This window comes from Flavobacterium algoriphilum, from assembly GCF_048158655.1.
Classification (GTDB): domain Bacteria; phylum Bacteroidota; class Bacteroidia; order Flavobacteriales; family Flavobacteriaceae; genus Flavobacterium; species Flavobacterium algoriphilum.
The window spans coordinates 742,507-768,680 of record NZ_JBLNKY010000001.1; the positions used below are offsets into that span (position 1 = coordinate 742,507).

Below are 26,174 nucleotides of genomic sequence, written 5' to 3' on the forward strand. Positions count from 1 at the left end.
TTTACATTTGTAAATTTAATTAAAAAAAAATTACAAAAACAAATTAATCTGCTAAAAAAAGAAGTAGAAAAAAATACATCTTATAATTTAAATGTAAAAACAACACTTAAATATTACATTTTTTTTAAAAAAAAGTAGATTTTCACAATTACTTTGTGTGAAATTCAAGCTTTGCTTCAAAAAACAAACAATTATATAAAAAAGCATCATCTTGAATTATTTAAAAAAAAAATACAAATAGTTAACTTTTAGATTGTTTGCGGATTGTCTTTTTTTTAAAATGTCAGATTCGACAACAATAAATCGTTAAAAACCATCTTAATCGATCGAAATTGAAAAAGTCAGATTACAAATCTGGATTTCCTGATTTGATTTTCGGAATCACTAAGTGTAAAATCTACATTAATAAAATTATGAATCCTAAAAGGAAGTTTATATATTTACCCTAAAAAGCGTAGTATGTTAAATAGTTATAGTTCTGCTGACAAGGTTTTACTAGCGGTAGATTGTATCATTTTCGGATTTGATCATGAAGGATTAAAAATACTTTTAATTAAAAGAGATTTTGAACCTGAAAAAGGGAAGTGGTCTTTAATGGGGGGATTTCTAAGAAAAGAGGAGGTATTGGATAGTGCAGCTATTAGAATACTAGATAACTATACAGGACTTCAAGATATATACATGGAGCAATTGTATACCTATAGTGAAATAAATAGGGATCCTGTGGAAAGAACCATTTCTGTCGCTTATTATGCTTTGATTAATATTGAAAATCATAATGCTGAACTGACTCAAAATTACCATGCACAATGGTTTAGTATTGCACAAGCTCCTAAATTAATTTTTGACCATGATTCTATGGTAGAACACGCTATTCGAAGATTGCGTTATAGAACTTCTATAAAACCTGTTGGATTTGAGCTTTTACCGGAGAAATTCACGATGCGTCAACTGCTGGAATTATACGAAGCCATTTTAAGTAAAGAACTGGATAAAAGAAATTTTATCAGTAAAATAAACTCGTTAGATATTCTTGTGAAATTAGAGGAGAAGGATATGATGTCTTCTAGAAAAGGGTCTTATCTGTATACATTTGACAAAGAAAAATATGATGCAAAATTATTAAATGATTTTGTTTTGAATTTATAAATAGTTAAATTATAATCTGGAATCAACTTTTTGAATAAGAAGATAGTTTAATAATTTCAGGAAATAAAAAAGGAAGCCTCCATTATGAGACTTCCTTTTTTTTGTGGAATTAAGTAAAAATGGGATAATCTTATTTTCTTTGATTTACTACAATTTCAAGATTTCAGATAATTCCTTAAGCATTAAAACTACCTTACTATTTAAATGGCTTAAAATAGGGCAGTCCTTAATGATTAAAAGTTTGTATTAACTATTTCCTCTATTATAATCTGCTAAAAAGGTAGCTAAGCCACTATCGGTAAGCGGGTGTTTTAATAGTCCTTCAATGGCGCTTAATGGACCTGTTATTACATCAGCTCCAATTTTAGCGCAATTTAAAATATGCATGACATGGCGTACTGAAGCAGCCAAAATTTGTGTTTCATAACCGTAATTGTCATAAATCAATTTGATTTCAGCAATTAATGCCATTCCATCAGTTGAAATGTCATCTAATCTACCAATGAAAGGCGATACATAAGTGGCTCCGGCTTTTGCAGCAAGCAAGGCTTGACCTGCTGAAAATACTAAAGTACAGTTGGTTTTAATTCCTTTATCCGAAAAGTATTTTATCGCTTTTATACCTTCTTTAATCATTGGAATTTTTACCACGATTTGAGGATGCAAAGCAGCTAATCTTTCTCCTTCGGCAATCATTCCTGCTAAATCAGTTGAAATCACTTCGGCACTAACATCACCATCAACCAACTCACATATTTTTATATAATGAGCAATAATATTATCAGGTCCCGTAATTCCTTCCTTCGCCATAAGCGATGGATTAGTGGTTACGCCGTCTAGAATTCCTAAATCATTGGCTTCTTTTATGTCTTTTAAATTTGCGGTATCGATAAAAAATTTCATGTCTTTTTATTGTTTAGTTTTTTGGTTATTTATTTACTTTCCTCAATATATCTGAGGATTTCGTCGCAGGCGTGTTCACTTGTAAATCCGAACTTTTCATCCAATACATTTGCTGGAGCGGAATAGCCAAAATGATCCAATCCAATCACTTTTCCACTATCGCCAATCAAGCCTTCAAGATTCACCGGAAGTCCGGCTGTAAGTCCAAATACCAATTTTCCCTTTGGAATAATACTGTCTTGGTATGCTTTTGATTGTTGTTTGAATAAGCCTTCGGATATAATGGAAACTACGTTTATTTTTAGATTTTTTTCTTTTTCTAATACAATGGCTGCTTCTAAAAGTGTGGCAACTTCTGATCCATTTGCGATTAAGGTAATGTCAGGATTTTGCGTGGATTTTACTAAATAACCTCCTTTTGTAGCCTCAGTTGCTTCTTTATATCTTGACGTTCCTTGCGCCGGAATGTCTTTAATATTTTGTCTGGAAAGAATCAGACCTGTTGGTGTTTTGGTATTGTTTAATGCCATGTTCCAAGCAACCGAAGTCTCTATTGCATCGGCTGGGCGTAGCGCCAATAAACTTTGGTCTCCAGAATGGTTTTTTATTTTTTCCATTAATCGGATTTGTGCTTCCTGTTCAATAGGTTGGTGCGTAGGCCCGTCTTCACCCACTCGGAAGGAATCGTGTGTCCAAACATATTTTACAGGTAGTTCCTGAATTGCGGCTAATCTAATGGCAGGTTTCATATAATCGGAAAATACAAAAAACGTTGCCACTACAGTAATAACACCTCCATGAAGTGCAATTCCATTAGCAATAGCTGTCATGGTCAGTTCTGCAACTCCAGCTTGTAAGAAGGCTCCACTGAAATCATTTTTTTGCAATATGGATGATTTTTTTAGGAATCCATCTGTTTTATCACTGTTAGACAAATCTGCCGATGAAACAATTATGTTTTCCACGTTTTCTGCTAAATACGCAAGTACTGCTGAAGAAGCATCTCTTGTGGCTGCGTTAGGTTTTTGGATAACACTGCTTAAATCTAATTCGGGGAGTTTTCCAGATAAAAACAAATCCATCTTTTGAGATAGTTCTGTATTCTCTTTCCTCCAAGTTGCAATTTGCAATTTTTTATAGGCTGATTTCTCCCCTTTTATTGTTAGTATTTTGGAATAATGCGTTTCAACTTCTTCAAAAATGGCAAATGGATTTTCAGGATTAGCATTTAGATTGATAAGTGTTTTTGTGTAATCTGCTTTGGTTTCACCAATTGGTTTTCCGTGCAATTCACATTCACCTTCATACATATCGCCGGTTGCAGTAACAGTGCCTTTTCCCATAATTGTTTTTCCAATTATCAAAGTGGGTTTTTCGGATTCTTCATGAGCCTCATGCAGCGCTTTCCTGATTTGTGCATGGTCATGACCATCTATAGTTATGACATTCCATCCCCAAGCTTCGTACTTCATTGAAGTATCTTCAGAAGTAACTTCATCCGTCATGGAAGAAAGTTGTACATCATTAGAATCATAAAACATAATAAAATTATTCAATCCTAAATGTCCCGCGATTCTTCCTACTCCCTGAGAAATTTCTTCTTGAACGCCACCGTCAGTTATGTAACCGTATATTTTGTGATTGAAGAGTCCTTTAAATCTTGCGTCTAAAAATTTAGCTGCAATTGCCGCTCCCACACCCATAGCATGTCCCTGTCCAAGAGGACCTGAAGTATTCTCGATACCTCTGAGTACATCTACTTCTGGATGACCTGGTGTAACAGAACCCCATTGTCTAAAATTTTGAAGGTCTTTTTTTTTATAATTACCCAATAAATAATATTGTGAATACATTAATGCGGATAAATGTCCCGCATCCATAAAGAAACGATCTCTAAAAGTCCAATCCATTTCTGTAGGATCAAAATTCAGATATTCAGAGTACAAAATGTGCATGAAATCCGCACCGCCCATCGCACCTCCAGGATGTCCTGACTTTGCTTTTTCTACCATCGAAATGGCAAGTGCTCTTATATTATTGGATGCTAATTGGTCAATTTTTTTATTCATAATTTAATTATAATAGTTTCTTGTAATTAAAAAAATACATGTCGTTTTAATCGTATTCATTCCAACATACAAATTGTAAAGTCTCTGAATTATTTTCAAAATGGTTAGCTCTGAAATAGTTGGGTCGAGATTAAATATGCTGATAGCTTTGAAAAAGTGTTGTTGTGTTTGATTATTTGTTGCCATTCATTTTTAAGTTGGTCAAATAAAAAGCTCTTTTTTTTGGGTTTAAAGTAGGAATTAATAATAAGTGTAAAAATTACATTTGCAAATGTATATAAATTTATTATACAATAACAAATAAATTATTTTTCTTATTTTTTTAATAAGAACCACATTTTTTTTGCCAATAAAAAATGGTATTTATAAATGCTAATAAGGGAATTGTTTTATAGGGAATTCCGAATAAGCAAGGCACTCTTGTTTTCTATTTGTTCTTTTTTTGCTTTCAAAATCATCTCAGCTAAAATTTTTCCCATGGCTACAAAATTTGTTGAAATTGTAGTTATTCCATTTTCTACAATTTTTTTTAATGGACTTTCATTATAGGAAATAATGCCAAAATCACTGCCTAGTTTTAGGTTTTGAAGTTTTGCTTTTTCGATTACAAGAACTAAATCCCTGTCGCTCGGAATGATATACACTTCGCCTTTTTTTATTTCCCGATTCTTAAATTCAGTTATAACTTCATAATTGAAAGCGTAGTCTTTGCAAAAATTATCAAAGCCCATTTTCATGCCTAATGGTTCCCTGAATCCTGGAAAAATCATAATCAATTTTTCATAGTTACTTAATTTAGATTTCCCTTTGAGTAACCCGTTATAAATATCTTTTTTATGATTCTGGTAAATAGCAGGATAGTCTTTTAATTCGGAATTGGTTTGGTCTAATATGATTACTTCATTTACTGGTAGGGTTTTTATAATTGAAGCGGCTTCAACTAAATTGGTAGGCATTATAATATATTTTGTGTAGCTGCCATTGCTGTCATTTATTAGTTTTCGGAAAACTTGAATATTAAAATGATGAAAGAAAATATCTACCTGAACGTCTTTTCCAATGTTTTCTAAAAAGGAATTATAAAGGTCTTCCTTGAAGATATTTAGTTCTTCAAAAAGTAAAAATATTCGTTGTTTTATTCTGACTTCCGTACTTTTTATATAGTATCCTTTACCAAGGATAGCGTAGATTATTCCTCTTTTTTTTAACTCGTCATAGGCTTGTAAAACAGTATCTCTGGATAATGAAAATTCGAGACAAACTTTGTTTATAGAGGGTAGTTTTTCATCTTTTTTTAAATAACCTTCTTCTATAGTCTTTTCAATGGAAGAAATGATTTGCTTGTATTTTGGTATACCTTGATTATTTTGAACGGTTATGATTTTCATAAAGGAAAGATTTTTGCAAATATATCAAAAACTGGTAGGTACTGGTATGTTAGTGTAGATAATTATTTTAATTTTGGTTTTTCATATTTCATAAAAAAATAATCAAAATAAAATACATATCACATTTTATGACTGAATCTGTAATGGAATTGTTTGGGTTCATGGTTGATGGCGGAGCTGTTGATTCGTATGAATTAAGGAACAAAAATGGAATGCAATTGAAGGTTGTCACTTATGGTGCTACCATCACATCATTGAAAATGCCATTAAAAAACGGTGAAATTGTTGATGTCGTTTTAGGCTTTGATACTTTGGAGGCATATATAAAATCATTTGATTTAGACAGTCCTCCTTATCTTGGGGCAACAGTTGGTAGGTTTGCAGGAAGAATAAAGGATGGTGCTTTTAGTTTGAACGGAAAAAGATTCCATTTAAATAAAAACAATAATTATCATTCGTTACATGGTGGAAATACAGGATTTAGCCAAAAAATTTGGAACGCCGAGAATGTAAATGAAGGTATAGACCCATCCATAACGTTATCGTATTTTAGTCCTAATAATGAAGAGAATTATCCAGGAGATTTATCAGTTGCGGTAACTTATACTTTATCGGAGGAAAACGAACTGATTATTGAATACAAAGCAAATACTACTCAGGATACCATTGTGAATTTAGCGCATCACAATTATTTTAATCTTGATGGTCAGGAATCCGATATCTCAGAACAGGAAATGATTGTAAATTCAGAAAAAATATTGGAGACAACAAATGAGAATATTCCAACTGGAGGGTTCATAAACACTGCCAACTCTTCTTTTGATTTTAGTAAACCAAAAAAATGTCCTTCAAAAATTGATACGACGTTTGTTCTGGAAAAAGAAAATGAATTTGCGATTTCACTTTTCAATAAAAAGAATAATCTAAAAATGACGGTTTATACGAATCAAAAAGGAGTTCACATATATGTTGGCGGTAATTGTTTCAATATTATAAAAGGGAAAGAAAATGTGGATTATCATTCGTTGAGCGGGATTTGTTTTGAAACACAAAATTTTCCTGACGCGCCGAATCATCAACATTTTCCAAGTTCCGTTTTGAAAAAAGAGGAGACCTATAATCACAAAACGATTTATAAGTTTCAATCTTTTTGATAAAAAAACTAATAAAAATAACATCAAGTTCCGATAGATTGCAAAAAGGAACATTTACAATTTCTAAACAATGAATGATATTTTAATTACAAAAACGACTTCTTTTTTTCAAGAAACATTTGGTACTGAACCACAAAAAATTGTGCTTTCTCCAGGAAGAATTAATATAATTGGGGAACATATAGATTACAACGATGGATATGTTTTGCCGGCAGCAATTGACAGAATTATTTGTTTTGCTTTCGAAAAAAGTAATTCGAATACATCAAGAATAATTGCGATAGATCTTGACGATGAATTTGAAATAGACGTTACGGCTTCAATGGAATTGACGGATAATGTTTGGACTAATTATATTCGTGGCGTCATTAATCAAATGAAAATAAATGGCTTTGATTTCGAAGGCTTTAACTGTGTTTTTAGCAGTAATATTCCCGTGGGTTCTGGTTTGTCATCTTCTGCAGCTTTAGAATGTGGTTTTCTGTTTGGAATTAATGAGCTTTTTAATTTGAATATAAAGCCAATTGATATCGCGTTAATGGGACAAAAAGCGGAGCATTGGGTTGGCATCAATTGTGGGATAATGGACCAGTTTTCGAGTGTTATGGGACAAGAAAATAAAGTGATAAAAATTGATTGCAGAACCTTGGAATATGAATACCATGATGCTAATTTCAGTGATTATTCTTTGATTTTATTCGATTCGAATGTAAAACATTCATTAATGACATCGGCTTATAATGAAAGAAGAGAGCAATGTGAAGAAGGTATCGCGATCATAAAAAAGAATTATCCAAAAATCAATAGTTTTAGAGATTGCACCGAAAATCAAGTGAATAGTTTGAAAGACAAAATGAGCGCTGCAGTGTTCAAGAGAAGCCTTTTTGTTGTAAAAGAAATCAATCGTGTTGTTCAAGCATGTAAAGCTTTAGATAACGGTGATATCGAAATTTTAGGCCAATTGATGTTCGAAACACACGAAGGATTATCAGTTGATTATGAAGTAAGTTGCGCCGAATTAGATATGATTGTTGATACGCTTAAAAAAGAAGACGCTGTAGTTGGTTCCCGACTAATGGGCGGTGGTTTTGGTGGTTGTACAATCAACTTAATAAAAAAAGGGCATGAAGAGAGGGTTAAAAACAAACTTTCGGCACTTTATTTTGATACTTTTGGGATAGAATTAAAAATTTATGATGTTAAAATTGGTAACGGAACATCACTTTATAACAATAATTAGAATGAAAAATTTCGACATCAACGAAGATCCGCACAGACGCTATAATCCGTTAATCAATGAATGGGTTTTGGTTTCTCCGCACCGTTCAAAAAGGCCTTGGCAAGGTCAAAACGAAACCGTTACATCAGATAGATTGCCAGAATACGACCCGACTTGTTATTTGTGTCCAGGGAATGTTCGAGCGAATGGCGAGGTAAATCCAGCGTATGAAAACGCTTTTGTTTTTGAAAATGATTTTGCTGCTTTGAAGCAAGAAGAAATTGCATTTGAAGAAAACAAAAACGAAAGTTTTTTTAAAGCACAGCCAGAAAGAGGAATCTCCCGAGTGGTTTGTTTTTCTCCAAAACACAATTTGACATTGCCCGAAATGCCAGTTGTTGCCATTGAAAACATCATTCAGACCTGGCAAAAAGAATATACAGATTTAGGTCATGTTGATTACATTAATCACGTTCAGATTTTTGAAAACAAAGGAAGCGTGATGGGTTGCAGTAACCCGCATCCACATGGGCAAATCTGGGCACAATCGTCCTTGCCAACCGAAGTGGAGAAAACACAAAATAATCTGAAAGACTATTATGATAAACATCAAAGCAATCTTTTACAGGATTATTTGAAAGAAGAATTGAAGCTAAACGAACGTATTGTAAGTGAAAATGATCATTTTGTGGCATTGGTTCCTTTTTGGGCAATCTGGCCTTATGAAACGATGATAATCAGCAAGCGTCATTTTGGAAAAATAACCGATTTTACTGTGGCGGAAACAACTGCTTTTGCGACGATTTTAAAACAATTGACTACAAAATATGACAATCTTTTTGAAACGTCATTTCCATATTCGTCAGGGATTCATCAATCGCCAACTGATGGAGAATCACACCCGGAATGGCAATTTCACATGCATTTTTATCCGCCTTTGTTGCGTTCTGCAACTGTAAAAAAATTCATGGTAGGTTACGAAATGATGGGCGAGTCTCAAAGAGATATTACTCCAGAAAAAAGTGCTACAGTATTAAAAGAACAGTCAGATGTTCATTATAAAAGTAAAATATGAAAATACTAGTTACGGGTGGTTTAGGTTTTATTGGTTCACATACTGTTGTTGAATTGCAAAATGAAGGTTTTGAAGTTGTAATTATCGATAATCTTTCTAATTCGTCAGAAGCAGTTTTAAAAGGAATAGTTGCTATAACAGGTAAAATGCCCATTTTTGAAAAGTTGGATTTGAGAGAGAAAACAGCGGTTCAGGATTTTTTCAAACGACATGCTGATGTGACCGGTGTAATTCATTTTGCGGCTTCTAAAGCGGTTGGTGAAAGTGTCGAGAAGCCCTTATTGTACTATGAAAACAATATTAATACTTTAATCTATTTGCTTCAGGAATTGCAACAAAAACCAGAGGCTCATTTTATTTTTAGTTCGTCTTGTACTGTTTATGGTCAAGCCGATACAATGCCTATTAATGAATCAGCACCAATTCAGCCTGCGATGTCGCCTTATGGAAATACCAAACAAATTGGCGAAGAAATTATAACTGATGTTGCTAAAGTAAGTGCTATAAACGCAATTCTATTGCGCTATTTTAATCCTATCGGCTCTCATCCTTCGACGGAAATTGGGGAATTGCCTATTGGAGTACCACAAAATTTGGTGCCCTTTATTACCCAAACAGGAATTGGATTGCGAAAAGAATTATCCGTTTACGGAGCTGATTACCCAACACCTGATGGAACTTGTGTACGGGATTATATTCATGTTGTTGATATAGCAAAAGCGCATGTTATTGCTTTACAAAGATTATTAAACAAAAAGAATTTAGCTAAAATAGAGACTTTTAATCTTGGAACTGGTACGGGAAGTTCTGTGTTGGAAGTAATTAAAGCTTTCGAAAAAGTAAGCGGACAAAAATTGCCATACAAAATTGTTGCTAGAAGGGAAGGTGATGTTGTTTCGGCTTACGCCAATACCGACAAAGCGAATAACGTTCTCGGATGGAAAACAAAGTCGACTCTGGAAGAAGGGATGGCAAGTGCCTGGAAATGGGAACAAAAAGTTAGAAATAATAATTAGTTTAATACTAGAAAGCTATTATACCTGATAAAATTAATTGATAACTAAAAATAGTTGTAAAAGAGCGCTATAAATTAGCGAGTTAATACATTAGTTTTATAATTTAACTTATTTAATAATAAATGTAAAAAACACATTTGTAAATGATGTATATATAATTTTTTATTTTACTTTTGACTTTCGCAATTCATAAAAAAATTATAAAATTAAAACACATATCGTAATTTACAATCAATTATGTAATTTATAATAATATTAGGCGTACGATGTTGAACAGCGATAAATATAAAGCAAATATAAAAACAGTTCAATTAATCATTAAAAAAGAAATAACCCACAATAATACTTTCATTTATTTATATTAATTTTCTAAAAAACAAATTACTCATGAACCAGAACCTTGCTTTTGCGGATTACGCAGTTTTTATTATCTATTTTATTGTGGTATCCACTTATGGCTATACTATTTATCGCAAACGTGAAAAAAATGAACACGATGCCAAAGCTTACTTTTTGGCCGAAGGAACATTGACTTGGTGGGCGATTGGAGCTTCTTTGATTGCTTCTAATATTTCCGCAGAACAGTTTATTGGAATGAGTGGTGAAGGATTCTTTTTAGGAATTGCTGTTGCTGCTTACGAATGGGTTGCTGCTATTGCTTTAATTATTGTGGCCGTTTGGTTTATTCCTGTTTATTTAAAAAACAAGATTTATACGATGCCTCAATTTTTAAAAACAAGGTACAATGAATCAACTGCTTTAATTATGGCTGTTTTTTGGTTATTCCTGTATGTATTTGTAAACTTGACTTCTATCCTATATCTAGGAGCTGTAGCCATTAACGGATTAGCCGGAGGTGAATACTTACATATTATTATGATTGGCCTTGCCGTTTTTGCTTTGTTGATCTCTTTAGGAGGAATGAAAGTCGTTGCTTATACTGATGTAATTCAGGTGGCAGTTTTAATAATCGGTGGACTAGTTACTTCTTATATCGCTTTGACTACGGTTGGACAATATTTTGGAGTTGGCGAAAATGCAATTGCAGGTTTCAAAGTATTGATGAGAGAAGCACCTGAGCATTTCAAAATGATTATTCCCAAACCAACTGCGACTTCATCTCAAAATGATATCAATAAATACCTTACTTTCCCTGGAATGTTGTCTTATTTGGCGGGTATTTGGATTATTAATCTTAATTATTGGGGTTGTAACCAATACATTACTCAAAGGGCATTGGGAGCTGATTTACAAACTGCCCGTACAGGTATTTTGTTTGCAGGTATTTTAAAATTATTAATGCCGCTTATTGTTATGTTACCAGGTATCGCAGCTTACGTTTTATACGAAAATGGACATTTACCTCAGTTGGTAGGAGGAAAAGATGGTGCTTACTCTGCAGTGTTAACTTTCTTGCCAACCGGTCTAAAAGGACTGTCTGTAGCAGCTTTAACTGCGGCGATTGTAGCTTCGTTAGCTGGTAAAGTCAATAGTATTTCCACTATTTATACGTTGGATGTACATAAAAAATACATTCAAAAAGATGCAACTGATAGAGCTCAGGTAAACATAGGAAGATATGCTATTTTTGGAGCAATGGTTCTCGCTGTTCTATTTACTTGGAATGATTTATTAGGTATTGGTGGTGTGGGTGGTTTTACTTACATTCAAAAATATACAGGTTTTATTAGTCCAGGAGTATTTGCTATGTTTTTCCTTGGTATGTTTTGGAAAAGGACTACGGGTACTGCAGCAATGGTAGGAGTTATAGCCGGTTTTTTATTGTCTGTTTTATTTAATGAATTTGCACCAGCTTTATTTGGTAGTGAAACATTGCTTTACACAGCTTACACAAATGGTAAAGGTGGATATGAAATCCCGTTTCATATCTGTATGGGATTGTCATTTATGTTTACCATGCTTCTTATGATTGCAATAAGTTTTGCAGGTCCAAAAGTAAATCCTAAAGCATTCGAATTAGATTCCGAAATGTTTAAGGTAAAACCTCAAACAACAGTATTGATAGTAATAACACTATTGATTATCTTTGCTTTGTATGCTAAGTTTTGGTAAAATTGTTTTAAAAAAGAATTAGTTTTTTGATTACTGTTGTAATCAGATCAATGCCGTTTAGTTAAGCTTTTCAGTTTGTAATTATCAATTGAAATGTTTAACTAGAGGGTTTTTGATTTTAAAGGGGTTTGAATGAAATTTAATTGGTATTATAGGGAGTTTAAAAGAAAATAATTTTTCATTTGCAGTTGATTGCATCATATTCTGATGGTCAGTATTTAAAATTGTTGATTATAAAGAGGAGTTTTGAGCTATTTAAAGGGGAATGGAGTTTAGTAGGCGGGTTTCTGGAAGATGATGAAAGTGCCGAGGCAACAGCGGTTCGGGCACTTAATGGGCTTGCCGGATTAGATGGCTTGTATATGGAACAATTAAAAGAGGTGGTGCGGAGCGAATTATTTCGGTGGTTTCTTTGCTTTAATTGATTGTTCAAAATACAATCAACAAATCAATGAAGATTATCATCCTGCTTGGTTTTGTATTAATCGATTGCCCGAATTAATTTTTGATCACTCTACTATTGTTGAGTTGGCGAAGGAAAAATTGCGCTATAAGGCTACCCTACTTTCTTTATTGTTTGAATTGTTACCGGATAAGTTTACTATGCCGCAATTACAAAGCTTTTACAAGGCCGTTTACAATATGGAATTTGATAAAGGAAATTTCAATAGGAAATTGTTATTTACAAAATTGTTGGAAAAATTAGAAGATAAAAATATGCTCTATTCAAAAAACGGGGCGTTTTATTACACCGTAAATTTAAACAAATATAGTGCTGGTTTTAAAACCTTTTTAAATTTTGTTTCCAGTCAATATATTAATGCATAATATTTTTGGGAAGATAGAAAACTAAAAAAGCTTTCGTTTTAGGCGAAAGCTTTTTTTATAAAGTAAGGAATTAGTCTTTAGTCTATGTTAACTATTGCTTCTTGTTTCCAGTTTTTAACAGAAGCTATTCTGTTGTTGGAATAATCAACTTCACTTAAATTAATAAAGCCATTGTCGCCTTTTTCAGACCAAAAAAACCATTTGCCGGTTTTTATTCCATTTGTATATTCACCAGACGAAGTTTTGTTTCCTTTTTCATCAAAAGAAACCCAAATACCTTCTAGTTTTCCATTTTCAAAAAAACCTTCTTGTTGCACTTGGCCATTTTCAAAAAAGTAAGTTGCTCTAACTTTTTTGCCAAAAGGTTCCAATACTGGTTTTGATTCTTGTGCAAAAATCATCCCTGAGAACAACATTGCAACTAAAATAATACAATTTTTCATATCTATAGTTTTAATATTTTATTTTTCTTTACCAAAATTAACAAATACTTTACATTAAAAAAACTTTTTGGTAACAATTTAGTAACATTGAGTAAAAGCTTAACATTGGAAAATAAATTGTAGAGAAAACAATAGTGTAAAAATTCATTATTCTGAATTCATTATTCATAATTAGTCCTAAATTTGCACCCGAGCCAAAAGGCCAAACAGATGAAATAATCTAAAATTTAGATCATGTATAGAAGTCATAATTGCGGCGAATTGAACGCCTCACATATTAATACAGAAGTTACGCTTGCCGGTTGGGTTCAGAAATCACGTGATAAGGGATTTATGAATTGGGTAGATTTGCGTGACCGATATGGAATTACGCAATTAATTTTCGACGAAGGTCGTTCTGATAAAAAAGTATTTGAATTAGCAAAAACCTTAGGACGGGAATTTGTGGTTCAGGTAAAAGGAACTGTTATTGAGCGTGAAGCAAAAAACAAAAATATTCCTACAGGCGAAATAGAAATTTTAGTTACTGAGCTGAATATTCTGAATGCTTCCCTAACACCTCCTTTTACTATTGAAGATGAAACCGATGGAGGTGAAGATATTAGAATGAAATATCGTTACCTTGACATTAGAAGAAATCCTGTGAAAAACAGTTTGCTTTTTCGTCATAAAGTAGCGATGGAAGTACGGAAATATCTTTCTGATTTGGATTTTTGTGAAGTAGAAACACCTTATTTGATCAAGTCTACTCCAGAAGGAGCAAGAGATTTTGTTGTTCCTTCTCGAATGAATGAAGGGCAGTTTTACGCTTTACCACAATCGCCTCAAACCTTTAAACAGTTGTTGATGGTAGGTGGTATGGATAAATATTTCCAAATCGTGAAATGTTTTCGTGATGAAGATTTGCGAGCTGACAGACAACCGGAATTTACACAAATTGATTGTGAAATGGCTTTCGTGGAACAAGAAGATATTTTAAATATTTTCGAAGGACTGACAAGGCATTTATTGAAAGAAATAAAAGGTGTAGCAGTAGATAAATTTCCAAGAATGACCTACGAACATGCCATGAAAACTTATGGAAATGACAAACCGGACATTCGTTTCGGAATGGAATTTGGTGAGTTGAATGAAGTTGCGAAAAGCAAAGAATTCCCAGTTTTTAATGCTGCGGAATTAGTGGTTGGCATTGCTGTTCCCGGAGTAGGGAATTATACCCGTAAGGAAATAGATGGGTTAATTGACTGGGTAAAGCGTCCTCAAGTTGGTGCGTCAGGAATGGTATATGTAAAATGCAACGAAGACGGAACTTATAAATCATCTGTAGATAAATTTTACGATCAAAATGATTTAAGCAATTGGGCAAAAACTACAGGGGCACAACCAGGAGATATGATTTTTGTGCTTTCTGGACCAGCTGATAAAACGCGTGGGCAATTAAGTGCTTTGCGGATGGAATTAGCAACACGATTAGGTTTGAGAAAGCCAGCTGAATTTGCACCACTTTGGGTTGTTGATTTTCCTTTGTTGGAATTTGATGAAGCTAGCGGTCGTTACCATGCGATGCACCATCCTTTTACTTCACCTAAACCAGAAGACATGCATTTGTTAGAAACAAACCCAGGAAAGGTTCGTGCTAACGCGTATGACATGGTTTTAAATGGAAATGAAATTGGCGGTGGGTCGATTCGTATTCACGATAAAGCAACTCAACAATTAATGTTTAAATATTTAGGGTTCACCGAGGAAGAAGCGAAAGCACAATTTGGATTCTTGATGGATGCGTTCCAGTTTGGTGCACCACCACATGGAGGTTTAGCTTTTGGATTGGATAGATTAGTGGCTATTTTAGGCGGTCAGGAAACTATTAGAGACTTTATTGCTTTTCCAAAAAATAATTCAGGAAGAGATGTTATGATAGATGCGCCCTCTGCAATTGACGAATCACAGTTAAAAGAGCTGCATATAAAAATTAATTTAGTGTAGTTTGTCGTTAAAATTTGTTAGAAAACGTTGAACATCAATATTTTTACAAAAAAAAAAGAGAAGTTAGCATTTCGTATTATATTAAATATTACATTTGCTCCATTATAAATTATTATTACTATTACAATGCGTACAGGTACAGTTAAATTTTTCAATGAATCTAAAGGTTACGGATTCATTACAGACGAAGAAACAGGAAAAGACATTTTTGTTCATGCATCAGGAATCAACGCGGAAGAATTACGCGAAGGTGACAGAGTTAGCTATGAAGAAGAAGAAGGAAGAAAAGGAAAAGTTGCTGCGAAAGTAGCAGTGATCTAAGCATAAAAAAATTAATTTTTTTTGCCTACGAATGTTTAAAGCGTTCCGATTATTCGGAACGTTTTTTTTTGTCTCATACTTTTGACTATTGAAATAATACACCTTTGTTTAAGGTTATCAAAATTTAAACGTTAAACACTTCGTAATATAATTTTTTCTTATTTATAATTAATAAAAATTGTAAATTTACAACGATATAGTGGTGATGTATTTTTAAATTTTCATTGTTATTTAATAATTTGAAAGTTATCTTTGTGCCTTATTTTTACTTAAAAAACAACTATAAATATGCAATCCGACCAATCAAGTTATATTCCAATTTTAATGCAGTTTATTTTAGCTGTAGGTTTTGTAGTAGGGACAATATTCATTTCGGGAAAATTAGGGCCTAAACGTAACTCTGAAATCAAAGATAAAAACTTCGAATGCGGTATCGAATCAGTAGGTAACGCAAGAATTCCGTTTTCAGTTAAATATTTTCTTGTTGCTATATTATTTGTTTTGTTTGACGTTGAGGTGATTTTTCTTTATCCGTGGGCAATTAATTTCAAAGAATTAGGAATGGAAGGGATGGTTAAAATGGTGATTTTTATGCTTTTGCTTTTGGTAGGTTTTTTCTACATTATCAAAAAGAAAGCGTTAGAGTGGGAGTAAAGATTTATTTTAAAAGCTGGATTCTAAAATTAAAATGGTGTCATTCTAATTTTTAATCTAAATTTTATAATTCAAAATAATAAAAAATGAGCGATTCTAAAATAAATATGGTTGAGCCACCTGAAGGTGTTGTTGGGGAAGGTTTCTTCGCTACAAAACTAAATGATGTTGTGGGAATGGCTCGCGCTAATTCATTATGGCCTTTGCCTTTTGCAACTTCTTGTTGTGGGATTGAATTTATGGCTACAATGGCTTCGCATTATGATTTAGCACGTTTTGGTTCGGAGCGAGTGAGTTTTTCTCCTCGTCAAGCGGATATGCTTATGGTGATGGGAACAATTTCAAAAAAAATGGCGCCTATTTTACGTCAGGTTTATGAGCAAATGTCAGAACCTCGTTGGGTAATTGCTGTAGGTGCTTGTGCTTGTTCGGGTGGAATTTTTGATACTTATTCTGTTTTACAGGGGATTGATAAAGTGATTCCGGTTGATGTCTATGTTCCAGGTTGTCCGCCAAGACCAGAGCAAATTGTTGATGGTGTTATGAAATTGCAGGAATTAGTAAGAAACGAATCTGTAAGAAGAAGAAGTTCTCCGGAATACCAAGAATTATTGGCTTCTTATAATATCAAATAAATAATGGCGCTAGAAACAATACAAATCCAAGAAAAATTAGTTGAAACATTTGATTCAGCTGTTTTTGAATTCAAGCAGGAAAAAGATATATTTTCATTTGAAGTCGCTTCCGATAAAATTACGGCGGTAATTCTTTTTTTGAAAAATGACCCAACATTACGTTTTCATTTTTTAACTGACCTGTGTGGGATTCACTATCCTGAAAATGATGTAGATCATCAATTTGCAGTTGTTTATCATCTGCATAATTGGTACGAAAACAAAAGAATTAAAATCAAGGCATTTATTAGCGGTGAAAACCCAGAAATAAAAACGATTTCAAACATTTTCTTAAGTTCAAACTGGATGGAAAGAGAAACGTATGATTTTTATGGGATAAACTTCATTGGTCATCCACAATTGAAACGTATTTTGAATATGGATGAAATGATTTCTTTTCCAATGCGAAAAGAATTCCCAATGGAAGATAGCGGAAGAACTGATAAAGATGACCGCTTCTTTGGAAGAACAACCGACAATTATTAAAAATACTCACTATTATAATTTTTCACATTAACTAAATGTCAGAACTATTATTACCACCAGAGCATCGCTATGCTAAAAGAATAAAGGAGCAACTAAACGAAGACGGAAGCGAGCTTTCTATACTGAATTTAGGACCTACTCACCCAGCTACACACGGTATTTTTCAAAATATCTTGTTGATGGATGGTGAAAGAATTCTTGAAGCGGAACCAACTATTGGTTACATTCACAGAGCTTTCGAAAAAATTGCTGAAAATCGTCCTTTTTACCAAATCACGCCTCTTACTGATAGAATGAACTATTGTTCATCGCCTATAAACAATATGGGTTGGTGGATGACATTAGAGAAATTATTAGATATTGAAGTTCCTAAAAGAGCACAATATTTAAGAGTAATTGTAATGGAATTGGCTAGAATCACGGATCATATCATCTGTAATTCGATCCTTGGTGTAGATACCGGAGCCTATACCGGATTTTTATATGTGTTCCAATTTAGAGAAAAAGTTTATGAAATCTACGAAGAAATTTGTGGAGCGCGTTTGACTACGAATATGGGAAGAATTGGGGGTTTCGAAAGAGATTGGTCACCAGAAGCTTTTAGAAAATTAGATGTGTTTTTAGAGGAATTTCCAGCCGCTTGGAAAGAGTTTGAAAATTTATTCGAAAGAAATAGAATTTTTATTGACAGAACGGTAAACGTTGGTGCTATTACGGCTGAACAAGCTATGGCTTATGGATTTACAGGTCCAAATTTACGTGCTGCGGGGGTAGATTATGATGTGCGTGTAGCGCAACCGTATTCTTCTTATGAAGATTTCGATTTTATTATACCTGTTGGAAAATCAGGAGATACGTATGACCGTTTCTGTGTTCGTAACGCTGAAGTTTGGGAAAGTTTGAGTATTATTCGTCAAGCATTGGCAAAAATGCCAGAAGGAAATGAGTTTCATGCAGATGTTCCGGATTATTACCTTCCTCCAAAAGAAGATGTTTATACAAATATGGAATCATTGATCTATCATTTCAAAATTGTAATGGGTGAAATTCCTGTTCCAGTTGCTGAAATATACCATCCTGTAGAAGGCGGAAACGGTGAATTAGGTTTTTATTTAGTTACTGACGGAAGCAGAACGCCTTATAGATTGCATTTCCGTAGACCTTGCTTTATTTACTATCAAGCGTATCCAGAAATGATTAAAGGGGCATTACTATCGGACGCAATTGTTATTTTGTCAAGTTTAAATGTTATTGCCGGAGAGTTAGACGCATAAAAGATATCAGATTGTTGATTAACGATTTTAGATTTCAGATTTAAAAAAAATGGAAAGAACTTATCACAAACAAGAAATAAATATGACTTCAGCATTGATGACTCGCATCAATGAATTGATTAGTCATTATCCTGAAGACAAAAGAAAATCGGCATTATTGCCTGTTTTACATGAAGTTCAAGATGCTCACGAAAATTGGTTGAGTATTGAATTAATGAATAAAGTAGCCGAAATCCTTTTGATCAAGCCGATTGAGGTTTACGAAGTAGTTTCGTTTTATACGATGTACAACCAAAGACCAGTTGGAAAATACATGTTCGAATTTTGTCAAACGTCTCCGTGTTGTTTGAATGGAGTCGAGGATTTAATGGATTACACCTGTGAGAAATTAGGTGTAAAAGTGGGTGAACCCACTGCGGATGGTTTGTTCGAAGTTAGAGGTGTTGAGTGTTTAGGGGCTTGCGGATACGCTCCGATGATGCAGTTAGGCGATTTTTACAAAGAACATTTGACTGCAGCAAAAATCGATCAATTAATTGCGGATTGCAAAAACGATACAATACTATTACACGATAAATAATATGTCACAAAAAATATTATTAGATAAAATAAATATCCCTGGAATTAAAACCTACGAAGTGTACCGTCAAAACGGGGGTTATGCTTCAGTAGAAAAAGCCATAAAAACATTAACACCGGATGAAGTGGTCGAAGAAGTAAAAACTTCAGGATTGCGTGGTCGTGGTGGAGCAGGATTCCCCGCAGGAATGAAATGGAGTTTTATTGATAAAAAATCAGGAAAACCAAGACATTTAGTTTGTAATGCGGATGAATCAGAACCAGGAACTTTCAAAGACCGGTATTTGATGGAATTTATTCCTCATTTATTGATTGAGGGAATGATTACATCGAGTTATGCTTTGGGTGCAAACCTTTCTTACATCTACATTCGTGGCGAATACATGTGGGTGTATAAAATATTAGAAAGAGCCATTAACGAAGCAAAAGCTGCTGGATTTTTGGGTAAAAATATATTAGGGTCAGGATACGATTTAGAACTTTATGTTCATTGTGGTGCTGGAGCTTATATTTGTGGTGAGGAAACTGCTTTGATTGAATCGTTGGAAGGTAAAAGAGGAAATCCTCGCATAAAGCCACCATTTCCTGCTATTTCAGGACTTTGGGCAAATCCAACGGTTGTAAATAACGTAGAGACGATCGCCGCAGTGCCTTGGATTGTTAATAATTCAGGTGCGGAATATGCCAAAATTGGTATTGGACGTTCTACAGGAACCAAATTGATTTCGGCTTCAGGACATATAAAAAATCCGGGTGTTTACGAAATTGAAATGGGTTTAAGTGTTTATGAATTCATGAATTCTGATGAATATTTAGGCGGAATGAGTTCTGATAGACCTTTAAAAGCTTTTGTACCGGGAGGAAGTTCTGTTCCCGTTTTACCTGCCCATTTAATTTACAAAACTGCCGCTGGCGAAGATCGTTTGATGTCATACGAATCGTTAAGTGAAGGTGGATTTGCAACTGGTTCTATGTTAGGATCGGGTGGCTTTATTGTTTATAATGATACTGCTTGCATCGTCCGTAATACTTGGAATTTCTCCCGTTTTTATCACCATGAAAGTTGTGGACAATGTTCCCCTTGTCGGGAAGGAACAGGCTGGATGGAAAAAGTATTGCACCGAATAGAAAATGGTCACGGTCGGGAAGAAGATATCGATTTGCTGTTGAGCATTCAAAGTAAAATTGAAGGAAATACCATTTGTCCATTAGGTGATGCGGCGGCTTGGCCAGTGGCAGCGGCAATTCGTCACTTTAGAGAAGAATTTGAATACCACATTCGTTTCCCGGAAAAAATAAAAAATAGAGACCATTTTGTTGCTGAACCTTTTGAAAAAGTAAAGCATTTAGTTTCTAAAGTAATCGTATAAAGTCAAGAATTTCAGAAAATGAAAGTAACCATAGACGGTCAAAGCATAGAAGTAGAACCAGGAACAACAATCCTGCAGGCAGCACGTATGATAGGTGGAGAAGTAGTTCCGCCGGCAATGTGCTATTATTCTAAACTAAAAGGAAGCGGTGGAAAATGCCGTTGTTGTTTAGTGGAAGTTGCCAAAGGAAGTGAAGCTGATCCAAGACCAATGCCTAAATTAATGGCATCTTGTGTCACCGGTTGTATGGATGGAATGGAAGTGAACAGTAAATCTTCACCAAGAGTAACCGAAGCCAGAAAATCAGTAACAGAGTTTTTATTGATCAATCACCCTTTAGATTGTCCGGTTTGTGACCAGGCAGGAGAATGTGATTTGCAAAATTTAAGCTTTGAGCACGGGAAATCAGAAAGTCGTTTTATCGAAGAAAAAAGAACATTTGAGCCCGAAAATATAGGTCCAAATATTCAATTGCACATGAACCGTTGTATTCTATGTTACCGTTGCGTAATGGTGGCGGATCAATTGACTGACGATCGTGTACATGGAGTAATGGATAGAGGAGATCATTCTAATATTTCGACTTGTATCTCAAAAGCAGTTGATAATGAATTCTCCGGAAATATGATTGACGTGTGTCCTGTAGGTGCTTTAACAGACAAAACGTTTCGATTTAAATCTAGAGTTTGGTTCAGTAAACCTTATGATGCACACAGAGATTGCCCTACTTGTTCTGGAAAAACTACCGTTTGGATGTTTGGTGACGAAATCCAACGTGTTACCGGAAGAAAAGATGAGTACCATGAAGTAGATGAATTTATTTGTAATGGATGTCGTTTTGATCACAAAGAGATTACAGATTGGACTATTGAAGGACCGAGAGCATTTGAAAAAGATTCGGTGATTAACCAAAATAAATACAACAGAAAATTACAAAAAGTGGAAATCGCTACCGAAGATCATATTCTTTTAGGTAGAGAAGAAGACCGTAAGAAAATAAGCATGGCCGAAATTCCATTGACCGAAGAAGACATTATTAATCAAAAAAGCTTGGGTAATAATGGATAGTACTATTATCATAGAAAAAAGTGTCATTATTGTTGCAGTTTTTGCTTTGACAATGTTGATGGCAATGTATTCCACTTGGGCAGAACGTAAAGTGGCCGCTTGGCTTCAAGATCGTGTTGGACCAAACAGAGCGGGTCCTTTCGGATTGTTACAACCGCTTGCTGATGGTTTAAAACTATTCTCAAAAGAAGAATTTGAACCTAATACACCAAACAGATTTTTGTTTTTTGTAGGTCCGGCAATTGCAATGAGTACCGCTTTAATGACGAGTGCCGTAATTCCTTGGGGAGACAGGCTGCATTTATTTGGAAGAGATATTTTATTGCAGGCAACTGATTTAAACATTGGATTGTTATACTTTTTTGGGGTTGTTTCAGTGGGTGTTTATGGTATTATGATTGGGGGTTGGGCATCTAATAATAAGTTCTCTCTGATTGGTGCGGTTCGTGCTGCTTCACAAATGGTGTCTTATGAAGTTGCGATGGGGCTTTCGATGATTGCTTTGTTGATGATGACCGGAACGTTGAGTTTAAGAGAGATATCTGAACAGCAAGCAGGAATGAATTGGAATGTGTTTTACCAACCGTTGTCTTTTATTATATTTTTAATTTGTGCTTTTGCAGAATCAAACAGAACTCCTTTTGACTTAGCGGAATGCGAAACAGAACTTATTGGAGGATACCATACGGAATATTCATCGATGAAAATGGGTTTTTATTTATTTGCTGAATATGCGAATATGTTTATTTCCTCTACGATTTTGGCGGTTTTATTCTTTGGAGGCTATAATTATCCTGGAATGAGTTGGGTTGTTGAAAATTGGGGGGTAAATATTGCGAATGTTTTAGGATTTGGCGCTTTGTTTATCAAATTATGTGGATTTATCTTTTTCTATATGTGGGTTCGCTGGACTATTCCAAGATTTAGATACGATCAACTGATGCATTTGGGTTGGAGGATATTAATTCCATTGGCAATCATTAATATCATCATCACCGGAATTGTAATTTTGCGAGTAGAAATTGCTACTTATTTAGGATTTTAATTAGTACCGAAAAAGCCCTAGCCCTGATAGCAGTGGAAATCCTTTATTTGTTTTTCTTTAAAAACAATAAAGATTGAAACGAAGAGCAGGATTAAGCTTCAAATAAAAATAAAAAATGTCAATAGAAAGTATATCCTTATCGGGAAGAAAAAAGCAGGTCTCTAACAAGGAGATGACTTTTTGGGAAAGAATGTATCTTATTGCGATTGTCAAAGGTTTGATAATTACGATTCAGCATTTATTCACCAGAAAAGTAACGATTCAATACCCGGAGCAGGTACGTGAAAGGAGCCCTGTTTATCGTGGCCAGCACATGTTGAAACGCGATGAGGAAGGTCGTGAGAATTGTACGGCTTGTGGTTTGTGTGCGTTATCGTGTCCTGCGGAAGCCATTACGATGAAAGCGGAGGAGCGCAGAGCAGATGAAAAACATTTGTACAGAGAAGAAAAATATGCGTCGATATATGAGATTAATATGTTGCGTTGTATTTTTTGTGGATTGTGTGAGGAGGCTTGTCCGAAAGACGCCATTTACCTGACGACTTCTAAAGTATTGGTTCCTTCGAGTTATGAAAGAGAAGATTTTATCTTTGGAAAAGACAAATTGGTCATGCCGTTGGAAATGGCAATGAAAAATGCTCAACTTAAAAACACTAACTAATGTCTACGATACTTATAATTTTTTGTGTTTTATCAGCGATAACTTTGTCAACGGCATTTTTGACGATTTTTAGCAGAAATCCAATTCACAGTGCTATTTATTTAGTGATTTGTTTCTTTTCGATTGCAGGTCATTATCTATTATTGAATGCGCAGTTTCTGGCAATTGTTCACATTATTGTGTATTCGGGAGCGATTATGATTTTATTTTTATTCACCATCATGTTGATGAATTTAAATGAGCAAAAAGAAGTTCATAGGCCTAGGATAACAAGATTAGGCGCTATAGTTTCTTTTTGTTTAATATGCGTTGTTCTGATTTTAATTTTTATAAATTCAAAACCAATTGTTGGAGAGTACGTTTCTACAGGAGAAGATTTTCAGTCTATAAAAGTATTAGGTAAAATATTACTAAATGAATATATGGTTCCTTTTGAATTTGCATCGATATTACTTTTGGTTGCTATGATTGGAACGGTGTTATTGTCTAAAAAAGAAAAATTGCAAAAATAAGATGAACAATATTTTAAACCACATTGGTATTGAAAATTATATATTCCTAAGCGTAATACTTTTTTGTATTGGCGTTTTTGGAGTATTGTACAGACGAAATGCCATTATCGTATTTATGTCAATTGAAATTATGCTGAATGCAGTAAATTTATTGTTTGTAGCATTTTCGACTTATCATCAAGATGCGCAAGGACAAGTTTTTGTGTTTTTCTCGATGGCTGTTGCTGCGGCAGAGGTTGCGGTAGGATTGGCAATTCTAGTTTCTATTTTTAGAAATCTAGGCTCAATTACTATTGATAATTTAAAAAACTTAAAAGGATAAATGGAAATGAATACCAATATAGCTTTAGTTTTAGTTCTTACTCCTTTTTTAGGATTTTTAATCAATGTTTTCTTCGGGAAAAGTCTGGGGAAAAGTTTGTCTGGAATAATTGGAACCAGTTCAGTTGTGGTTTCTTTTATTGCTACCGCTTATTTCTTCAATGGAATTTTGTCGCAACCCGAAGGAATCCACATTTCACTTTTTGACTGGATTCAAATCAGTAATTTCAAAGTTGATTTCGGATTTCAATTGGACCAATTGTCAATTTTATGGTTGCTGTTCGTAACCGGGATTGGATCTTTGATTCATTTGTATTCGATCAGTTACATGCATGATGATGAAAATATGCACAAGTTTTTTGCGTATTTGAATCTGTTTGTATTCTTCATGATCACTTTAGTAATAGGAAGTAACTTATTAGTCATGTTCATTGGGTGGGAAGGCGTAGGTCTTTGTTCGTATCTGTTAATTGGATTTTGGCATAAAAACCAAGATTTTAATGATGCAGCTAAGAAAGCATTCATCATGAACCGAATTGGAGATTTAGGTTTATTAGTTGGTATTTTTATTCTTGGAAGTTTATTCTCTACGTTAGATTTTGCTACATTAAGAACAGCAATTGCTACGGCTACCAATTTAAATAGTTATTGGATTGGTGTTGCCGCTTTTGCTTTATTTATTGGGGCTTGTGGGAAATCAGCTCAAATACCTTTATATACTTGGTTACCGGACGCGATGGCTGGACCAACACCGGTTTCGGCATTGATACATGCTGCGACAATGGTTACGGCAGGTATTTTTATGATAACCAGATTAAATTTTTTGTATAGTCTTGATTTACCAAGTATCAATTTGGTGAATGATATTATAGCAATTGTTGGAGCAGTTACTGCTTTGGTTGCGGCTACAATTGGATTGGTTCAAAATGACATTAAGAAAGTCTTGGCTTATTCTACGGTTTCTCAATTAGGATTAATGTTCTTGGCTTTGGGATTAGGTGCTTATGAAGTTGCCGTTTTCCATGTAATCACACATGCTTTCTTCAAAGCTTGTTTGTTCTTGGGTTCAGGTTCTGTAATTCACGCGTTGCACGGAGAACAAGACATGCGTAAAATGGGAGGTTTGAAAAAAGCGATGCCAATAACTTTTATAACGATGTTAATTGCTTCCTTAGCGATTTCTGGAGTTCCATTATTCTCCGGTTTTTTCTCTAAAGACGAAATCCTATTAGTGGCTTTCCATCACAATATTCCATTATGGGTTGTGGCTTCAGTTGCTTCTATCATGACCGCTTTCTATATGTTCCGTTTAATGTTCTTAACGTTTTTCCAAGAGTTCAGAGGAACAGAAGAGCAAAAGCATCATTTACATGAAAGCCCTTCATTAATCACTTTTCCTTTAATCGTTTTAGCAATTTTTGCAACAATAGGTGGTTTGATTAGCTTGCCAGGAAACAGTTGGTTGAATGAATATTTGACTCCAATTTTACCGAAATTAGCAAGTGCAGAACAGCATTTAGGAACTACTGAATATATCTTGATGGCCATTGCTGTTGTGGGTGGATTAGTAGGAATTGGTATTGCTTACGCCAAATACATCAAACAAAATACTGTTCCTACAGAAGATGCTGCCATTACAGGATTTTCTAAAGTGCTTTACAATAAATATTATGTTGATGAATTTTATGACGCTATTTTTGTTAAACCGATTAATTTCTTGTCTCGTTTTTTCAGAGATACTGTGGAAACTGGTTTGTCAGCTTTCGTTTTTGGATTCGGAAAAGTAACTAACGAAATAAGTTATCAAGGAAAGAAAATACAAAATGGAAGTATAGGTCTTTATCTTTTCGTTTTCGTTTTAGGGCTTTGTGCCATTGTTTCCTATTTATTTTTAGCTCAATAATTT

26 protein-coding genes are annotated in these 26,174 nt (G+C 34.2%); 22 read left to right on the forward strand and 4 right to left on the reverse strand.

The window, feature by feature from the left end; translation table 11 throughout:
• Positions 1-459 precede the first annotated feature (459 nt).
• The gene (locus ACM55G_RS03170) at positions 460-1,149 is read left to right on the forward strand and encodes an NUDIX hydrolase (protein ID WP_416842460.1); all 690 of its coding nucleotides are present in this window, start codon (positions 460-462) and stop codon (positions 1,147-1,149) included.
• Between the two features lie 246 nt (positions 1,150-1,395).
• Here ACM55G_RS03170 and fsa read toward each other — a convergent pair whose 3' ends face one another.
• The 3 genes from fsa to ACM55G_RS03185 form a co-directional block, all read right to left on the reverse strand.
• Positions 1,396-2,052 (reverse strand): fructose-6-phosphate aldolase, encoded by a 657-nt coding sequence (gene fsa, locus ACM55G_RS03175; RefSeq protein WP_416842461.1) that lies wholly within the window; start codon positions 2,050-2,052, stop codon positions 1,396-1,398.
• 29 nt (positions 2,053-2,081) lie between these two features.
• The gene (locus tag ACM55G_RS03180; RefSeq protein WP_416842462.1) at positions 2,082-4,121 is read right to left on the reverse strand and encodes a transketolase family protein; all 2,040 of its coding nucleotides are present in this window, start codon (positions 4,119-4,121) and stop codon (positions 2,082-2,084) included.
• Positions 4,122-4,510: 389 nt separating this feature from the next.
• Positions 4,511-5,509 carry a GntR family transcriptional regulator gene (locus ACM55G_RS03185; RefSeq protein ID WP_416842463.1) on the reverse strand — a complete coding sequence of 333 codons (999 nt, stop codon included), beginning with the start codon at positions 5,507-5,509 and terminating at the stop codon, positions 4,511-4,513.
• Between the two features lie 128 nt (positions 5,510-5,637).
• Between ACM55G_RS03185 and ACM55G_RS03190 the strand changes: the two genes are divergently transcribed.
• The 7 genes from ACM55G_RS03190 (at position 5,638) to ACM55G_RS03220 (ending at position 12,874) form a co-directional block, all read left to right on the forward strand.
• Positions 5,638-6,663 (forward strand): aldose epimerase family protein, encoded by a 1,026-nt coding sequence (locus ACM55G_RS03190; protein WP_416842464.1) that lies wholly within the window; start codon positions 5,638-5,640, stop codon positions 6,661-6,663.
• A 70-nt stretch (positions 6,664-6,733) separates the two neighbouring features.
• Positions 6,734-7,903, forward strand: coding sequence for a galactokinase (gene galK / locus ACM55G_RS03195; protein WP_416842465.1), 1,170 nt, complete (start codon positions 6,734-6,736; stop codon positions 7,901-7,903).
• 1 nt (position 7,904) lies between these two features.
• Positions 7,905-8,957: a UDP-glucose--hexose-1-phosphate uridylyltransferase gene (locus ACM55G_RS03200; protein ID WP_416842466.1), complete on the forward strand. Its 1,053-nt coding sequence runs from the start codon at positions 7,905-7,907 to the stop codon at positions 8,955-8,957.
• Positions 8,954-9,973 carry a UDP-glucose 4-epimerase GalE gene (gene galE, locus ACM55G_RS03205; RefSeq protein ID WP_416842467.1) on the forward strand — a complete coding sequence of 340 codons (1,020 nt, stop codon included), beginning with the start codon at positions 8,954-8,956 and terminating at the stop codon, positions 9,971-9,973. Before ACM55G_RS03200 ends, galE begins: the two co-directional genes overlap by 4 nt.
• A gap of 387 nt (positions 9,974-10,360) precedes the next feature.
• Positions 10,361-12,046, forward strand: a complete 1,686-nt coding sequence (locus ACM55G_RS03210; RefSeq protein ID WP_416842468.1) for a sodium/sugar symporter — start codon at positions 10,361-10,363, stop codon at positions 12,044-12,046.
• A 188-nt stretch (positions 12,047-12,234) separates the two neighbouring features.
• On the forward strand, positions 12,235-12,471 hold the full coding sequence (locus ACM55G_RS03215) for an NUDIX domain-containing protein (protein ID WP_416842469.1): 237 nt from the start codon (positions 12,235-12,237) through the stop codon (positions 12,469-12,471).
• A 157-nt stretch (positions 12,472-12,628) separates the two neighbouring features.
• Positions 12,629-12,874 (forward strand): NrtR DNA-binding winged helix domain-containing protein, encoded by a 246-nt coding sequence (locus ACM55G_RS03220; RefSeq protein WP_416842777.1) that lies wholly within the window; start codon positions 12,629-12,631, stop codon positions 12,872-12,874.
• Between the two features lie 77 nt (positions 12,875-12,951).
• On the opposite strand, the gene ACM55G_RS03225 is transcribed toward ACM55G_RS03220, so the two are convergent.
• Positions 12,952-13,317 carry a toxin-antitoxin system YwqK family antitoxin gene (locus ACM55G_RS03225; RefSeq protein WP_416842470.1) on the reverse strand — a complete coding sequence of 122 codons (366 nt, stop codon included), beginning with the start codon at positions 13,315-13,317 and terminating at the stop codon, positions 12,952-12,954.
• Between the two features lie 234 nt (positions 13,318-13,551).
• Here ACM55G_RS03225 and aspS point away from each other — a divergent pair, with 234 nt between their 5' ends.
• The 14 genes from aspS (at position 13,552) to nuoL (ending at position 26,171) form a co-directional block, all read left to right on the forward strand.
• The gene (gene aspS, locus ACM55G_RS03230; protein ID WP_416842471.1) at positions 13,552-15,303 is read left to right on the forward strand and encodes an aspartate--tRNA ligase; all 1,752 of its coding nucleotides are present in this window, start codon (positions 13,552-13,554) and stop codon (positions 15,301-15,303) included.
• A gap of 126 nt (positions 15,304-15,429) precedes the next feature.
• Positions 15,430-15,624, forward strand: a complete 195-nt coding sequence (locus ACM55G_RS03235; protein ID WP_007137066.1) for a cold-shock protein — start codon at positions 15,430-15,432, stop codon at positions 15,622-15,624.
• A 288-nt stretch (positions 15,625-15,912) separates the two neighbouring features.
• Positions 15,913-16,278: an NADH-quinone oxidoreductase subunit A gene (locus tag ACM55G_RS03240; protein ID WP_416842472.1), complete on the forward strand. Its 366-nt coding sequence runs from the start codon at positions 15,913-15,915 to the stop codon at positions 16,276-16,278.
• A gap of 86 nt (positions 16,279-16,364) precedes the next feature.
• The gene (locus ACM55G_RS03245; RefSeq protein ID WP_035668744.1) at positions 16,365-16,913 is read left to right on the forward strand and encodes an NADH-quinone oxidoreductase subunit B; all 549 of its coding nucleotides are present in this window, start codon (positions 16,365-16,367) and stop codon (positions 16,911-16,913) included.
• Between the two features lie 3 nt (positions 16,914-16,916).
• On the forward strand, positions 16,917-17,438 hold the full coding sequence (locus ACM55G_RS03250; RefSeq protein WP_416842473.1) for an NADH-quinone oxidoreductase subunit C: 522 nt from the start codon (positions 16,917-16,919) through the stop codon (positions 17,436-17,438).
• A 35-nt stretch (positions 17,439-17,473) separates the two neighbouring features.
• Entirely contained in the window at positions 17,474-18,712 is a 1,239-nt protein-coding gene (locus ACM55G_RS03255; RefSeq protein ID WP_416842474.1) for an NADH-quinone oxidoreductase subunit D, read from the forward strand.
• Between the two features lie 49 nt (positions 18,713-18,761).
• Positions 18,762-19,292: a complex I 24 kDa subunit family protein gene (locus ACM55G_RS03260; RefSeq protein ID WP_416842475.1), complete on the forward strand. Its 531-nt coding sequence runs from the start codon at positions 18,762-18,764 to the stop codon at positions 19,290-19,292.
• Between the two features lies 1 nt (position 19,293).
• Positions 19,294-20,661, forward strand: a complete 1,368-nt coding sequence (gene nuoF / locus ACM55G_RS03265) for an NADH-quinone oxidoreductase subunit NuoF (protein ID WP_416842476.1) — start codon at positions 19,294-19,296, stop codon at positions 20,659-20,661.
• An 18-nt stretch (positions 20,662-20,679) separates the two neighbouring features.
• Complete coding sequence (locus ACM55G_RS03270; protein ID WP_416842477.1) at positions 20,680-21,729, forward strand: NADH-quinone oxidoreductase subunit G; 1,050 nt, start codon at positions 20,680-20,682, stop codon at positions 21,727-21,729.
• Entirely contained in the window at positions 21,722-22,774 is a 1,053-nt protein-coding gene (gene nuoH, locus ACM55G_RS03275; protein ID WP_379851658.1) for an NADH-quinone oxidoreductase subunit NuoH, read from the forward strand. Before ACM55G_RS03270 ends, nuoH begins: the two co-directional genes overlap by 8 nt.
• A 115-nt stretch (positions 22,775-22,889) precedes the next feature.
• On the forward strand, positions 22,890-23,435 hold the full coding sequence (locus tag ACM55G_RS03280; RefSeq protein ID WP_416842478.1) for a NuoI/complex I 23 kDa subunit family protein: 546 nt from the start codon (positions 22,890-22,892) through the stop codon (positions 23,433-23,435).
• On the forward strand, positions 23,435-23,947 hold the full coding sequence (locus ACM55G_RS03285) for an NADH-quinone oxidoreductase subunit J family protein (protein WP_379851656.1): 513 nt from the start codon (positions 23,435-23,437) through the stop codon (positions 23,945-23,947). Before ACM55G_RS03280 ends, ACM55G_RS03285 begins: the two co-directional genes overlap by 1 nt.
• Position 23,948: 1 nt before the next feature.
• A complete protein-coding gene (gene nuoK, locus ACM55G_RS03290) occupies positions 23,949-24,269 on the forward strand; it encodes an NADH-quinone oxidoreductase subunit NuoK (protein WP_066079401.1) in 321 nt (106 codons plus the stop codon).
• A gap of 6 nt (positions 24,270-24,275) precedes the next feature.
• A complete protein-coding gene (gene nuoL / locus ACM55G_RS03295) occupies positions 24,276-26,171 on the forward strand; it encodes an NADH-quinone oxidoreductase subunit L (RefSeq protein ID WP_416842479.1) in 1,896 nt (631 codons plus the stop codon).
• Positions 26,172-26,174 lie beyond the last annotated feature (3 nt).